General features: G+C 63.4%; 11 protein-coding genes. 3 read left to right on the top strand and 8 right to left on the bottom strand.

Going from position 1 to position 14,821, the window contains the following annotated elements; genetic code table 11:
* Positions 1-18: 18 nt before the first annotated feature.
* From Q5H93_RS08000 to guaB, 6 genes are all read right to left on the bottom strand, one after another.
* Positions 19-1,404: a peptidylprolyl isomerase gene (locus Q5H93_RS08000; protein ID WP_305005987.1), complete on the bottom strand. Its 1,386-nt coding sequence runs from the start codon at positions 1,402-1,404 to the stop codon at positions 19-21.
* Positions 1,405-1,616: 212 nt separating this feature from the next.
* Entirely contained in the window at positions 1,617-3,929 is a 2,313-nt protein-coding gene (locus Q5H93_RS07995) for a peptidylprolyl isomerase (RefSeq protein WP_305005986.1), read from the bottom strand.
* Between the two features lie 214 nt (positions 3,930-4,143).
* Entirely contained in the window at positions 4,144-4,557 is a 414-nt protein-coding gene (locus Q5H93_RS07990; protein WP_305005985.1) for an ATP-binding protein, read from the bottom strand.
* Between the two features lie 108 nt (positions 4,558-4,665).
* The gene (locus Q5H93_RS07985; RefSeq protein ID WP_305005984.1) at positions 4,666-4,995 is read right to left on the bottom strand and encodes an STAS domain-containing protein; all 330 of its coding nucleotides are present in this window, start codon (positions 4,993-4,995) and stop codon (positions 4,666-4,668) included.
* A 15-nt stretch (positions 4,996-5,010) separates the two neighbouring features.
* The gene (locus Q5H93_RS07980; RefSeq protein ID WP_305005983.1) at positions 5,011-6,516 is read right to left on the bottom strand and encodes a PP2C family protein-serine/threonine phosphatase; all 1,506 of its coding nucleotides are present in this window, start codon (positions 6,514-6,516) and stop codon (positions 5,011-5,013) included.
* Positions 6,517-6,765: 249 nt separating this feature from the next.
* Positions 6,766-8,244, bottom strand: coding sequence for an IMP dehydrogenase (guaB, locus tag Q5H93_RS07975; protein ID WP_305005982.1), 1,479 nt, complete (start codon positions 8,242-8,244; stop codon positions 6,766-6,768).
* Between the two features lie 221 nt (positions 8,245-8,465).
* On the opposite strand from guaB, the gene Q5H93_RS07970 reads away from it, so the two are divergent.
* Together Q5H93_RS07970 and Q5H93_RS07965 are read left to right on the top strand one after the other, a co-directional pair.
* Positions 8,466-9,317, top strand: coding sequence for an oxidoreductase (locus tag Q5H93_RS07970; protein ID WP_305005981.1), 852 nt, complete (start codon positions 8,466-8,468; stop codon positions 9,315-9,317).
* A gap of 153 nt (positions 9,318-9,470) precedes the next feature.
* Entirely contained in the window at positions 9,471-9,818 is a 348-nt protein-coding gene (locus Q5H93_RS07965; protein ID WP_305005980.1) for an MmcQ/YjbR family DNA-binding protein, read from the top strand.
* A 189-nt stretch (positions 9,819-10,007) separates the two neighbouring features.
* On the opposite strand, the gene Q5H93_RS07960 is transcribed toward Q5H93_RS07965, so the two are convergent.
* Positions 10,008-12,485, bottom strand: coding sequence for a T9SS type A sorting domain-containing protein (locus Q5H93_RS07960; RefSeq protein WP_305005979.1), 2,478 nt, complete (start codon positions 12,483-12,485; stop codon positions 10,008-10,010).
* 153 nt (positions 12,486-12,638) lie between these two features.
* On the opposite strand from Q5H93_RS07960, the gene Q5H93_RS07955 reads away from it, so the two are divergent.
* Positions 12,639-13,484 (top strand): FRG domain-containing protein, encoded by an 846-nt coding sequence (locus tag Q5H93_RS07955; protein WP_305005978.1) that lies wholly within the window; start codon positions 12,639-12,641, stop codon positions 13,482-13,484.
* A gap of 123 nt (positions 13,485-13,607) precedes the next feature.
* Here the strand turns inward: Q5H93_RS07955 and Q5H93_RS07950 are convergent, their stop codons facing one another.
* Positions 13,608-14,360 carry a DUF2490 domain-containing protein gene (locus Q5H93_RS07950; protein WP_305005977.1) on the bottom strand — a complete coding sequence of 251 codons (753 nt, stop codon included), beginning with the start codon at positions 14,358-14,360 and terminating at the stop codon, positions 13,608-13,610.
* Positions 14,361-14,821: the final 461 nt, after the last annotated feature.

The raw sequence follows: 14,821 nt of genomic DNA, 5'->3' as shown, positions 1-14,821 counted from the left end.
TAGCTAACAGCTGAAAAACTATTCTACGTCCAGCACCTTGCACTGGGCGTATTCCGGCGCTACTTCGAGGTACACGCTGCCGCGGTTTTTCACAAACCAAGCATCCAGCGCCTTGTTTTTCTTCTCAGTGAGGGCGGCGGCGGCAATTTTCTGGTAGTCGTCCTGCAGGTTGGCCTGGTGGGGCGGCGTGTTCGACTTGAGGTAGAGGATACGCATGGCGTCCTTGCCGTCGTCGGTGCGGTAGGGCAGGGGCGGGGTGATGTGGCCCACCTTCATCGTGTCGATGGTGAAGAAGATAGCCGGGTCGAGCTTGTCGAGCGGCAGCTTCGAGCCGCCGTCTTGGCGGTTGGCGAGCAGGCCGCCGTTACCGCTGCTGTTTTTGTCGGAAGAATTGTCCTTGGCTGCTTTGGCAAAGCTGATGCTGTCGGACAGAATCTGGCGGCGCAGGCGCTCCAGCTTTTTGGCGGCTTCGCTGGCATCAGCCGAGCCCGTGGCCGGCTTCAGCAGAATGTGGCGGGTCGAATAGCTATCGCCCTTACGCTCAATGAATTGAATAAGGTGAAAGCCGAACTGCGACTCCACAATCGGCGACATCTGGCCGGGTTCCAGCTTCATCGAAGCGGCTTCGTACTCCGGCACCAGTTCGCGGCGCTTGAAGAAGCCCAGGTAGCCGCCCTCCACGGCCGAGCCGGGGTCTTCGGAGTATTTCTTGGCCATTTCCTCAAACGAGGCCCCGGCCAGAATCTGGGCGCGGATATCGTTGAGCTTGGCAATAGTAGCCTGCTTGTTTTTGTCGCTCACCTGCGCCGGAATTACAATCTGGCCCACTTCTACTTCGGTGCTGAAGTAGGGCAGGCTGTCCTTCGGCACGCGGTCGAAGTAGGCTTTCACCTCACGGGGCGTCACATTCACTTTGCCCGAAATGGTTTCCTGCATTTTCTGCTGCACCAGTTGTTCCTGCACCTGGGGTCGCAAATCATCCTTCAGGGCCTTCAAGGGCTTGTTGTACATCTCCTCCAGCTTCTTCTCGGAGCCGATTTGCTGGATAAAGTACGCCATGCGCCGGTCCAACTCGCCGTTTACCTGCTGGTCGGTCACCGTCACCGAATCAGTTTCAGCTTTGGCCAGCATCAGTTTGTTGAGTACCAGGCTTTGCAGAATTTTGCACTTCAGGTCGGGCGGTATCGGCTTGCCCTCGGCACGCGCCACTTCCTGGGCGTAGATATTCTCCACATCGGAGCGAAGAACAATCTGGTTGTCAACCTTCACCACAATGCCATCGAGCAACTGCTGGCCCCGGGGGCGGCCAATGCCCAACTGGGCGTGGCTGGTAGAGGCAAAACCCAGCGCCAGCAGCAGCGTCAGCAGCAGGGGCGAACAGGCAAAAAAGCGTTTATGCAGCATAATTAAATAGGAGCCGGACCAGCGTAACACGCCAACTGGCCCGTAAATTTCACCATAAATCCGTTGACAGGCAAAAAGAAGGAGTTCTTGCCTATGTTAAAGGTTGCAGTCGGACCCCAACTGCGCATTACTAAAAAGCCCCGGCCGCGCTGGCCAGGGCTTTATAAATTCAGCTTCTGTGAAATCAGCTAAATCAATCCTGAATCAGTGATTTACTTTGTCACCAGCTTGTTCACTTCGGCGTCATTCACCTTCACCGGGTATTTGGCGCGCATTTCGGCAATCCAGGCTTTCTCCAGGTAAGTCTGGTAGTCGCTGGTGGCCTGGCCGCGGGCTTCGGCCAGCGTTTTGGGGCCGGCGGGCAACGATTTATCGATGATAACTGTGTAATAGCGACCATCTTTTTGGGCGCTGTAGGTGCCGGGCGCTTTGCTCAGCAGGTCGTCCATCACCTTGTTGTCACCTTTCTGAAACACCTTTTGCGTGACTTGCACCGACAGCGGATTCTGCTCGTTCAGCATGCTTTCCAGGGCGGTCGTATTAGCGCTGTACACGGCAAGCTGGGCCACCGAATATTTAACCGGGGCAGTCAGGCTGGCCGTTTTGATGCGGCGGGCAGCCACGCCGTGGCTGCGGCGCAGGTACGAAGCGGCCGAATCGGCGCGGGCTTTGGCCAGCGAGGCTTTTTCACCCTTTTTCACGCGGCCCGTAATTACCACGCTGGTCAGCGTATCGTTGCTCATGTACTTGCCCATTTCAGCCAGGGCCATGTTGCCCACTTTGCTTGGAATTGCCTTGTCGGGCGAGAAGTACACCTGCTCTGGTACACCCTTTTTTACAGGGTAGCGGCTGGTTTTCATCTCCTTTTGAGCACGAGCCAGCAGGGCGGGCGTAGCGGCGCTGATAACGGTGCCCTGGGCGCGCTGGTCCCATTGGTACTTGGCCTGGTTGTCGGCGAAGTATTTCTTCAGGCCCACCGTGTCTTCGATGGCTTTGCTCCATACCTTCTCGTCCATCAGCTGGAACAGCAGGATACCGTCGCGGTACTCCTTCACCAGCATGCGGTAGTCCTCATACTTGGTGTCGAGGCTGTTTTTCTCGAACTCGGTCAGGCTCTGGTCCACGTACTGGTCGTAGAGCTGCTGCATTACAAAGCTGGGCTGGGCCCCGGCGCGGGCGCGCTGGTTTTGCTGCACGTAGGTCAGGAAGTCCTTCACCAGGTAGGGCTGGCCCTTAATGGTGAACAGCGCCACGTTGTCGTTCGGGCCTTTGCCCTTGGCGGGAGCGGCCGGGGCCGCGTACTTGAAGCGACCCGCGACCAGCGAAGTATCCGCCTTGCTGAAAGCATAGGTTTTGGCGGCCGGAATTTCGATAAACTGGTCTTCTTGGCGCACGCGTTTCAGGAAGGCGGCGCGGTTCAGCTCCGAGCGCGAGTCCTTGGCCACCTTGCTCTTCAGCGAAGGCTCCATGTCGGCAAACTTGGCCAGGGGCTGCTTCTCAATCAGCTTGATGATGTGCCAGCCGTAGGGCGTTTGCACGGGCGGGGCGATGTCGCCGGACTTCTGCAGCTTGAAGGCGGCTTCCTCGAACGAGGGAATCATGCGGCCGGTGCCGAAGGGCGGCAGCTCGCCGCCGTTGGCGGCCGAGCCGGCGTCTTCCGAGAACTGCGCCACGAGCTTGTCCCAGTTTTCGCCTTTCTGCAGGCGGCTGTAGAGCTCGGTGATTTTCTTAGCAGCCGTCACTGAGTCGGCGGCAGGGGCGTTGCGGTTAGCTCGCACCATCAGGTGAGCCACCTTGATTTCGCCCTGGGCCGTGCGCTTGTCGTTGACCTTGATAAGGTGGTAGCCAAAGCGCGTGCGGATGGGCTGCGACACCTGGCCCACCGGCGTTTTGTAAGCGGCCGACTCGAACGGATACACCATCTGCATGGCCGTGAAGTAGCCCAGCTTGCCGCCGTTCTCCTTAGCCGAGGGGTCTTCGCTCACCTCGCGGGCCAGCTTCTCAAAGTTCTCGCCCCCGGCAATCTGCTGGCGGATTCGCTCGATTTTCTGAAACGCGGCCAGCGTATCCTGCGGCGAGGCCTCAGGCGTGACGCGGATGAGGATGTGCGAGGCACTGACCTCCTGGCCCATGCGGTCGTAGGCCTCGCGCACGAGGTTGTCGGTCACGCTTTTCTCGGTCAGGTAGGGCTGTGCCAGTTGCTGGCGGTAGCCGTCGAGCTCGCGCTTGAATGCCTGGGTAGTGTCGAGGCCTTTCTGTTCGGCTTCCAATACTTTAAGGCGGAAGTTCGTGTACAGGTCGAGGTACTCATTTACGCTCGCGCGGGTGCCGTAGTCGGCGGCCGAGCTATTGTTTTTGCGGTACACGTAGGCAAACTCGCTGGCGGGTACCGGGTACGTTCCCAGCGTTTCGATGGCAGGGCCGGCCGGGGTAGCGGAGGCCGCCGTGGTAGCCGGCTTCGAGGTTTTGCAGCCAGCCAGAAGCGTTACGGCGGCAGCGCCGACGTACAAAATGCGTTTGTGCATAAAGGGAATTAAGAAGACAATAGCGCCGAAAATCAGACCAAAGCGGCCCAGGCGTGAAATTACCGCTGCGAAATTAGGGATTTTTAAGTGGATGCCGCATGCGGCGCCGCTACAATCGTACTAGCCCGCAAAATGGCCGTTCGCACGCCGGCCCCGCCGCCTGCAAGCAGACAGCGGGGCCGGGCCGATAGTTGCCAGGAAAAGCCGAAAAAAATCAGGGCAGCCGCTTGCTCAGGTGGCACACGGTATGATTGTCGCGGGCAAAAAACGACACATCGTCCATCAGTCGGTGCACCAGGGTCATGCCCATGCCGCCCTTGCGGCCCTGCCGCACGTACTCGCGCAAATCGGGCGCCTGATGGCTGGGCGGCAGGAAAATAGTTTCGCCCTGGTCGACAATCTCCACGTCGAGCCGATGGGGACTCACGCCCAGCTCCAGGTCCAGAAACTGGCTTTCATCCTCGCCGTTGGCGTGGATGATGAAGTTGGCCACCACCTCATCCACCGCCAGCACCACCTGATTGACGGTGACGGCCGACAGCTTCTCCTCCACGAGATGCTCGCGCACGAAGTCGCGCACCTTCTGGAGGTTGCTGCGCGAACACGTAATGCGGAGAGTGGCGGACATGGGAGGGGAGTTATGAGTTAAAAGTTATGAGTTATGAGTTGTGAGCTATGAGAAAGCCAGCTGCGCTGAATGATAACTCATAACTCATAACTTTTAACTCATAACTCTTTACGCTGCCGTTGCCTCAGCTTCAGTGGGCACGATGGTCATCAGCGCGTCGAGGCCCAGGATTTCGAAGACGTTGAATACCTTCTCCTGCATGTTGAAGAACACGAGCTTCACCTCGGCATCCTGGAAGCGCTGGAGGTGGGAGATGAACACGCCCAGGCCAGCCGAAGAAATGTAGCTGAGCTTAGCGCAGTCGACGAGTACTTTTTTGTAGTTCAGAATATCGGGTTTGGCCAGCTCGGTATCGAGCAGAATGGCGGAGCTGGCATCCAGCTCACCGTCGAGGTGAAGGGTGAGCGTGTCGGCGGAGGGTTGAGCGGTTACTTTCATAGTGAGGCCGATACGTTAGGCTAACGGTACGGGTTGAGCCGATTTGAATTTAATGACCAACAGGGTCTGGTCGTCGTGTACGGGAAAGCCGTGAGTGAAGCCGTTAAGGTCGGCGAGGATATGATTTTTTATTTCTTCGGCGTCGAGGTAGTAGCAGGCTTCGAGCTGCTCCTTGAGCCGGTCCTCGCCGTATTCGGCGCTTTCGGCGCCGCGGGCTTCCACGATGCCGTCGGTGTAAATCACCATCACGTCGCCGGGGCTGTAGTCGTAAAACTGGTTTTTGATGTGCTTCTCGTAGCTGTCGTTGCGGATGATGCCCAGGCCTAGCCCGGCCGAATCGAAGTAAAACACTTCCTCGCGCATGGCGTGGTAGTAGAGCGTGTGGCAGTGCCCGGCGCGCGCAAACATGAACCCGCCCTGCTCATAGTCGATAATGTAGAGCGTGGAGGTGATGAACGACGAGCGTTCGAGGCAGTGGGTGAGGGCGGTGTTGGCCTGCGTCATGAAGCGGCTGGGCACCGGGAAACGGTCTCGCTCGTTCTTGGCCAGGGGGTTTTCCTGCATCAGGGCGTGGAAAATTCCCTTCATCTGGGCCATGTGGAAGGCGGCGGTGACGCCCTTGCCCGATACGTCGCCGATGAGCACGGCCAGGCGCCGGCCCGGCAGGTGCAGGAAGTCGTAGAAGTCGCCGCCCACTTCCTTGGCCGCCAGCGAGTGCGAGCTGATTTCAAACCAGTTATCGGTCGGTAGATTCTTCGGAATGAGGCTGTCCTGCACCTGGGAGGCAATTTTCAGCTCCTCCTGGGTGCGCTGGTTTTGGATGGAAGTGACGACGAGCTGCAGGTTCTCTATGCTGAGCACGGCCTGGCTGGCCAGGGTTTGCAGAATGCCGAGGTCGCCGTGGTCGAAGCCCTGGGGCTGCTCCTTTAGTAAGTAGAGGGTGCCGTAGTAGTGCTGCGGCCCCTGCAGCGGCAGCGCCACCAGCGATTGAAACGGAATGGCAGCATCCACGAAGTGCGGGTTAGTTGCCAGGTTGTTGCTGATAAACTCCACGCCCTGCACGTCGAGGTGCTGCAGGCCCTGGCGCAGGGCCGCCAGCTGCTCGGGGGCGAGCTGGAAGTACTGGTCGGTTACGTCGCTGGTTTCGCCCTCGGGGCGGCCGGGGGCGAGAGCCAGCCAGGCGCCATCAGCGGCGGCGGTTTCGACGGCCGCTTCGAGCAGCACCTGATAGATTTCCTGGGAGGACTTTGCCCGCTGAATGGTTTGCGTCAGGCGCTGGAGGCTGGCAATTTCAAGCCGACGCGGGGAGAAGGCCGGATTTGCTTCGGCCGCCGGCTCGGGCTTGCTGAATACCAGCAGGAGCAAGCCTACCGAGGCCAGCACGGCCAGGCCCAACAGTCCCTGCGTGGCGCCGGAGCTCAGCGCCGCACCCGCGCCGCCGGGCCGGTAGAGGCTGTACAGCACCAGCACCCAGCTAAGCAGCGTCAGGGAAATAAGTAAGGCGAGTAAGCGTGTACGCACTAAAGCAGGGTAAGAATGGCGCCGGCCGGGCAGTCCAGCGGGGCTGGACGAGCCTATACGGATTTGCAAGATACAAGAACGAAACCCGCAGCCAAGTGCTGCGGCGTGCCGTGTGGGGGTGCTACGCTAGGCAGCACGGCTTTAGCTACCGATAAGATATTAAAGACGAAAGGCGAAGCTGCCAGAGGTGCTGAGCCTGCGGCGCCGCTTCGCCTTTCGCTTTTAACTAACTTTTAACCCAAAACGGGCTTAGCGGCTCGAATAATTGGGCGCCTCGCGGGTAATCTGCACGTCGTGGGGGTGCGACTCGCGCAGGCCCGCGCCGGTGATGCGCACGAACTGGGCCGCTTGCAGGGCCGCGATGTCGGGGGCGCCCACGTAGCCCATGCCGGCGCGCAGGCCGCCCGCCAGCTGGTAGATGACTTCCGACACCTGGCCTTTGAAGGGCACGCGGCCCACGATGCCCTCGGGCACCAGCTTTTTCACGTCGGCCTCGGCGTCCTGGAAGTAGCGGTCCTTCGAACCGTCTTCCATCGCCTCGACGGAGCCCATGCCGCGGTAGGTTTTGTACTTGCGGCCTTCGTAGATGATGAGGTCGCCGGGGGCTTCCTCGGTGCCGGCCAGCAGCGAGCCGACCATGACGGCGGCGGCACCGCCGGCCAGGGCCTTCACCACGTCGCCCGAGAACTTGATGCCGCCGTCGGCCACCAGCGTAGCATTGGTGCCTTCGAGGCCTTTGGCGGCTTCGAGCACGGCCGAGAGCTGGGGCACGCCGATGCCGGCGATGATGCGCGTGGTGCAGATGGAGCCGGGGCCCACGCCCACTTTCACCACGTCGGCGCCGGCGTCGGCGAGGGCGCGGGCACCGGCGGCGGTGGCCACGTTGCCGGCCATCACGGGCAGGCTGGGGTAAGCGGCTTTGATGGCGCGCACGGCGTCGAGCACGCCCTTGGAGTGGCCGTGGGCGGTGTCGAGGCTCACGAGGTCGACGCCGGCTTCGACCAGGGCGGCCACGCGGGGCAGCAGGTCGGCCGTGACGCCGACGGCGGCGCCGGCGAGCAGGCGGCCGAGGCTGTCCTTGCTGGCGAAGGGGGCGCGGCGGCGCTTGCGGATGTCCTTGTAGGTCATGAGGCCGGCCAGGCGGCCGTCGGCGTCCACCAGCGGGAGCTTGTCGACTTTGCGGGTCTGGAGCAGCTCTTCGGCCACGGCGGGGTCGGTGTGGGCGGGGGCCGTGACGAGGTTTTCGAGATGCACCATCACGCTGGTGACGGGCGGCGTAAGGTCGCGCTCGAAGCGCAGGTCGCGGCTGGTGATGAGGCCGAGCAGGCGGCGGTCGGCATCGACGATGGGCACGCCGCCGATGTCGTGCTTGCGCATGAGCTGGCGGGCGTCGGCCAGCGAGGCGGTGGCGGGCAGCGTGAAGGGGTCGGCGATGAGCACCGACTGGCTGCGCTTGACGCGGCGCACCTGGTCGGCCTGGGCCTTCACGCTCATGTTTTTGTGGATGATGCCGAGGCCGCCCTCCTGGGCCAGCGCGATGGCCATGTCGGCCTCCGTCACGGTGTCCATCGCGGCCGAGATGAGCGGGGTATTCAGCCGGATGGTGTCGGTGAGGCGCGTGCTGGTGTCGCAGTCGCGGGGGAGGACCTCCGAGTACGCTGGCAGCAGCAGCACGTCGTCGTAGGTGAGGGCCTCGAAGGCAATTTTGGGGGTGGCGTGGTCGGCCATGCGCAATGGGGTTTTGGGTGTAAACCTTATTGCCAGGCAAAGGTACGGCGAGGATTCTTAGTGGGGATGGGTTTTTTGCGGCTTTCGGGGTAGGGTGGGGCCGGCGACGCCTCCCGCAGAGGACGCCGAGGGCGTAGAACGTTCTATCGGCCTTACCAGTACAAGACGCAAACATTTAAACGATTTCCGGGCTTTTATCCCAGTCATCCTTTTCTCTTTTTATGTCTGAATCAACTCTGAAAACCTGGTTTATTACCGGTGCCTCCTCGGGCTTCGGCGAAGCCCTCAGCACCCTGGCCCTCGACAAGGGCGACAGCGTGGCCGCCACTTTCCGCAAGCCCGAGCAGGCCGAAGCCTTTACGGCGCACGCCTCGGGCCGGGCGCTGGGACTGGTGTGCGAAATCACCGACGAAGAACAAGTTAAAAAGGCCGTGGCCGATGCCGTGGCCAAATTCCAGCGCCTGGATGTGGTGGTGAACAACGCGGGCTACGGCTCGCTGGGGCCGGTGGAAGAAATCTCGGCCGAGGAAGTGCGCCGGCAGTTCGACGTGAATGTGTTTGGGCCGCTGCACGTGGTGCGGGCGGTGCTGCCCACCCTGCGCCAGCAGCGCAGCGGGCACATTCTCAACATCACCAGCATCGGCGGGCTGCGGGCTTTTCCGGGTACGGGCGTGTACAACGGCTCCAAGTTTGCCCTCGAAGGCATCGGCGAGAGTTTGGCCCTGCAGCTCAAGCCGCTGGGGATTTTTGTGACCAACATCGAGCCCAGCGGCTTCCGCACGAAGTGGGCGGGCGAATCGGCCACCTACACCGAGCCCCGGATTGACGACTACAAGTCGACGGCAGGGCAGAATATGTCGGCCATCCAGGGCTACAGCGGGCGGCAGCCGGGCGACCCCGTGCGCGCCGCCCAGGCCATGTACGACGTGGTGCGGCTGGAGAACCCGCCCGTGCATCTGCCCCTCGGCAAGGCGGCCGTGAAGGGGGCCCGCGAGAAATTCACCGAGCTGTTGCAGGAGCTGGAAGCCCACGCGGCGACCGGCGACGCGGCAGATTTCCCGGCGGGGGAGTAGGGGAAATTCCCCGAATTGGGGTCGTCCGGCTACTGAAAAGGTGTTGGGTGTTGGGTGTTCGTATGCCACCGAACACCGAACACCCAACACCCAACACCTTTTCAGTAGCCCAACCACTTCCTCCGTTTGACCTTTACTTTAGCACCTGGAGCAATGGCTGTTTCTTATCACCGCATCTGGGAGGCGGCGCTGGGGTTTCCCGGCGTCAGCGAAAGCCTGTGCCACGGCACGCCCGCCCTGTTTGTGGGCAAAAAGCTGCTGGCGCGGCTGCTGGAAAACGGCGAAACGCTGATGCTGAAAGTGCCGCTCGACCAGCGGGAGCAGTATTTCGAGGAAGGGCCGGATACGTTTTTCATCACCAGCCACTACCAGAACTACGCCGGCCTGCTGATTGACCTGCCCTCGGTGCGCTGGGAAATGCTGCCGCCGATGCTGGAAAATGCCTGGCGCATGGTGGCGCCCCGCAAGCTCATTACCGCCTACGAAGCGGCGCGGGCGTAGCAGTAGGGCTGGTTTCAACTCAGGTGGCGGATTAGCCGCGAAGCGGCGCTACGGTGGTAGCTCATCATGCCGTAAAGTAACCCGAGCCGCAAAGCGGCGGCACCCGACGAAAGTGCCGCCGCTTTGCGGCTCGGGTCATTTTATGAAACAACTAACTACCAACGGGGCGCCGCTTTGCGGCTAACCGACCTACTCAATTGCCACCCGTTTGGTAACTACGGCCGCTGCGGTGGCTAGCCGCAAGGTATACACGCCCGGCGCCTGGCCGGTGGTGGGGAGGATGAGGCTGCCGGCCGTGGCGGCCGTTAGCTCGCGGCGCAGTGCGGTACGGCCCAGCGCATCAATGAGGGTGAGGCTGCCGGCCGTGGGCGGCAGGCCGCTTACCGTCACGCTGGCGTGGGCGGGGTTGGGGTAAAGGCTGATGGCGGCACTCAGCAGCTCGGCGGCCGTGGCGGTGGGCGCGGCAGCGCCGAGCTGCAGCGTGAAGCGGCCGGTGGCGGGCTCCGTAGCCGTGGTGCTGAAGGCGTACTCGGGTTGCTGGCGCAGGTCGATGCGCTGGCCGGTGCGGGCGTCGAGCAGGAACACCGGCGTGGCGGTCAGGTTGAGCAGGGCTTCGGCGCGAAGGGTGTAGGGGCCGGGGCGCGGCGTGGCCACGTGCAGCGGCACGGTCAGGAGCTGGCTGGCGGCGAGGGCGGGGCGGCCGTCGATGCTCAGCAGCTCATTGCCAGCCAGGGTGGCCAGCTCGACCTGGCCGGGGCTGGGCAGCTTGCGGGCATCGAAAGCGGCGTCGAAGGCGGGGGTGGCGCCGGTTTCGGCGTAGAGGTACAGGTCGTCGGTGCTGCCGTGGCCGCTCAGGCGCAGCTGCAGCTGCGGGCGCAGGTCGGCAGCGGGGCGGTGCAGGGTGGGCGTAGCGGCGCTGTAGGCGTTCACGCGGGCGGCGGTGGGTATGGTGAGCGTGGCGGCGCCAGCCCCGGCATCCTGACTCATAAAGAAGCCCTGGCCCACCGGAATGAGCGGCGAGGCACCCAGACCATTCACATAAGCGCGGTAGCGGCCGGCGTAGGCACCGGTGGTTTCGAAGACGTAGAACGCCGCCGGCACCGAGGCCGGGCGGGTGATAAGCCGGCCATCGAGCGGCGCCACAAAGGGGTTGCCGAGCAGCACCCAGCCTGCCGTGGCGTCGGGGTTGGCGGGCAGCGGCACGGCCTGGCTTACTTCGTTGAGCGTGCCGGTGAAGCTCACTACTGCTGAGGCGGGCAGGTGGGCAATGAAGCCCGTGCCTCGCACCGGCGCCACGTCGCCGATGCCCAGGGCCCGCCAGCCGCGGTCGAAGGCCGAGTAGCTGGTGGCCGGGCTGCCGGCAATGGCGGTGAAGTCGTAGGTGAAGAGGTTGGGGAAGGGCGTTACGGCGCTGGGGGTGGCGCTGCCGTTGTAAGCGGCGTTGACGACAGGCGTGAAGTTTGTGGCCGTAAGGCCGAACGTGGAGCCGCTGTTGAGCGGGTTGCTGAAGTGGCGGTAGCCGCTGCCCGCGTTCAGGCTGGGGTCGATGGCGCGCTCCACGGTAATGTCGCCGAACACGCGGCCGTTGATGTCGCTGATGATGGCCGTGCCGCCGGTGGGCGTCGACTTCAGGGTGAGGGCGTGGCCGTCGGTGTCGAGGTTGTAGCCCAGGTTCAGCGTCTGGGTGATGGCGACGGGCTGGCTGAGCACCAATGTGCCGGGAGAAACGGGTGGCAGGCCGTTGCCCAGTCGGGTGAGCGGAATGAGCTCGCGCACGGTGGCGGGCAGGCCGTTGCCGGTGACGGGGCGGCTGGGGCCGTTATAGAAGAAGAAGTACGAATAGCGGGCATCGGTAGAGAAGTTGCGCACCGCCGTCTGGATGCTGCCCGACGAGCCGGTCCGGGTGATACCAGCTTCTTCGCCAATGACCAGGAAGCCGCCCGGCTGCAAGGTAAAGGTGTTGCCGGTGAGGATATGGTGGACTATGTTGCTACTTGAGGCACTGTAGCTGGTGCCCAGAGCACCCCCATCTTCCACCGTCAGCGTACCCGTGACGTGCAGGTCGCTTTGCAGGCGCAGATAACCCCCGCTGCGGATGGTCACGTTGCGGTAGGCCGTGAGCGGGTTGAGCAGATTGGTCGTCACCACCAGGTCTGGCAGCACCTCCTCGGTAAACTCCAGGCTGAAGCGCGTGCTGGTGACGTAGGTGCCCGTCATGCTGAAGGTGTAAGTGGTGGCCAGCGCCAGCGCGGTGCGGGTGTTAAGCACGGCATCGCGCAGGTACACCTGAGTGGTTTGCAGGTTCACAAACTCGCCCACCCGGAAGCGGTAGGTGCCGTAGGCCGGCACGCCCAGGTACAGCGGCACGGTGTAGGCCACACCCGGCATGAGCAGCGGCAGCCCGCTGATGGCGTACTGCTGCCCCCCGGCCAGGCTGGCCAGATTCAGCCCCGAGGGATTAGTGAGCTTGGTGGCATCGAAGCTGGGGTCGAAGCCAGTGGTGGCACCCTGCTGGAAGTACACGTGCGTCTGGTCGGTGAGCGTACCGCTGTTGAGCACGTCGAGGCGCAGCAGAGGGCGATACTCAGTCTGGGCCCGGGCCGTGGTGGCTACGGCCAGCAGCACCAGCAGTAGGTAAAAGGAGGCAGAACGTAGCGGTTTAAGCATGTGGGCAGGAATTATATAGCGGGGGAACATCAAATATAAGCAACCGGCGCTTAGCCCGGCGGTGGGGCTACGGCAAGTGGTGGCAAGGCGACGACGAATGCCCGGCTGGGGCGGCCGGCAGCCGTAACTTCGCTACCCCACCACCCCGCCACCATGCCATTTTCCGCCAACGACCACCGCGCCACTTCCTGGGCCGATTTGCAGCGCCTGCTCTTTCAGGACACCTGGGACGGGCGCATCGGCCGCTTCCGCTCGCCCTTCGTGTACCGGGGCGGCCGCTCGCAGTCGTATCAGCTCGATACCAGCCTGCAGCGCCTCGGTGGCGAGTACCACAAGCTGGAGCACCACCTGCTGCGCAACTTCCGCAAGTATGCCCGCGACACCGCCGCCGCCGTGCCCGCTGCCACCGCCGGCACCTGGGACTGGCTGGCCCTGGCCCAGCACCACGGCCTGCCCACCCGCCTGCTCGACTGGACCTACTCGCCCTACGTGGCCCTGCACTTCGCCACCGACGACCTGCAGGCCTACGACGAGGACGGCATCATCTGGGCGCTCAACTACGTGAAGGCCGCCGAGCACCTGCCCGACGCCCTGCGCCAGACCCTGCGCCAGGAAGGCTCCAACGTCTTCACCTCCGAGCTGCTGGAGCCCCTTAGCGGCAGTTTGCGTGCCCTCGACGGCCTGCAGCCCGAGCCCTTTGTGCTCTTCCTGGAGCCGCCCAGCCTCGACTCGCGCATCGTGCACCAGTACGCGCTGTTTTCGCTCATGAACTCTGCCCAGAGTGTGCTGCACGACTGGCTGGCCGACCATCCCGAACTCTACTCGCGCATCATCATTCCCGCCGAGCTCAAGTGGGAAGCCCGGGATAAGCTGGACCAGGCGGGCATTACCGAGCGGGTGCTCTTCCCCGGGCTGGGCGGGCTCAGCCGCTGGCTGCACCGGCACTACTCGCCCCGCAGTGGCGGCTCGGCTTTCTGGGATGAGAATGAGATGCGGTAGCGCGTGACCCCACCCCCGGCCCCTCCCCTTCGGGAGAGGGGAGCCTGACGATTCCAGACTGCGCATGACCGGCTCCCCTCTCCCGAAGGGGAGGGGCCGGGGGTGGGGTTGCCGGAGCTGAGCCTACCGCCGCACCAGCGCCAGCGGCCTTGCGGGCGCAAACGCCAGGCTCGCCAGCAGCGCGTTGCGGCTGGCCGACTCGCCTTGCGGCCCCAGGCTCTGGGTTTGGTACAGGTAGGCCAGCTCCACGTTCAGGTTGCGGTTGAGGCGGTAGCCCAGGCCCAGGCTGGCGCGGTTTTCCTCCAGAAAGCTGCGGTTGGTGTTCGGGCCCAGGCCGGCGAAAAGCTCGTCGGCGGCCACGGCGTACAGGGTGCCCACGGGCAGCTTGCCCTCGCGCTGGAAGGGCGCGATGAGGCGCAGCTGGTAGCGCAGGCGCGGGGCGAAGCGGAAGGCCGCCTCGGTGCCGGGGCGCAGCCAGCGCTCCTCGGCGCGCAGGCGGTGGCTGGCGCGCAGGCGGCCGCTGGCGTCGGCCAGGCTCACTTCCTGGTAAAAGCGGTGCTCGGGCAGGGCGCGGTTGGGGTCGTCGGGGTGAGCCTGATTGTAGGCCAGCACGTAGCCGGTGGTGAGGCTGAAGCTGGGGCCCAGGCGCCAGCGCAGGCCCACGCGGCCCAGGTGCTGGGCGGTAAGGCGGCTGTTGCCCTGGCGGGTTTCCAGCTCGGTGTAGAGGCTCCAGGGGCCGCGCAGGGTGCTTTCGGTGCTGAGCTTGAGCCAGCCGACGAGAGGACTGCCGCCTTCTGGCACTCCTTGCCCACGGGCCACGCCGGGGCCGGTGAGGGCCAGGGCGCTAAGCAGGATGAGAGCGAAGAAGTGTTTCATAGTCCCAAGTTACGAAATTGTTACCACGAAAGTGCTAATGGTGACCAAATGATAACATTGGCCCGCCCGGGCACCGGGGTACGCCGCCGGATTAATTGACGCGCAAGGGCTCGTAAAGTCACCAGGTTTTTGTGCCACGCCGAAGACTTTTGTACGGCTGCAGCGACTTTTGTACCAGCTGGACGGGTGCTAGGACCTTTTTGCTCATCGCGCCGTCCCCGCGTCCTGCCCCTCTATTCAGCTGTTGTGGTTGGTTGGCCCCGCCACCAGCCGCAGCATAACGGCGCCTGCGGTGCTGGGAGACGCATTGGAGGTGGTGGCTGAATGCTACCGCGACGTCGCGTAGCTGGCACCGCTGGTTTGTACCGCAAGCGCGACCCGGTAGCCCGGGTTGTGGCTACTGGCACAACGGCGTAGCGCAGGGTGGGCAGTGGGGAGATGCGCAGCATCGGCAGTGCTTT

This window comes from Hymenobacter aranciens (assembly GCF_030580865.1).
In the GTDB taxonomy this organism is placed as follows: domain Bacteria; phylum Bacteroidota; class Bacteroidia; order Cytophagales; family Hymenobacteraceae; genus Hymenobacter; species Hymenobacter aranciens.
This window is presented reverse-complemented; position numbering and strand designations above follow the sequence as displayed.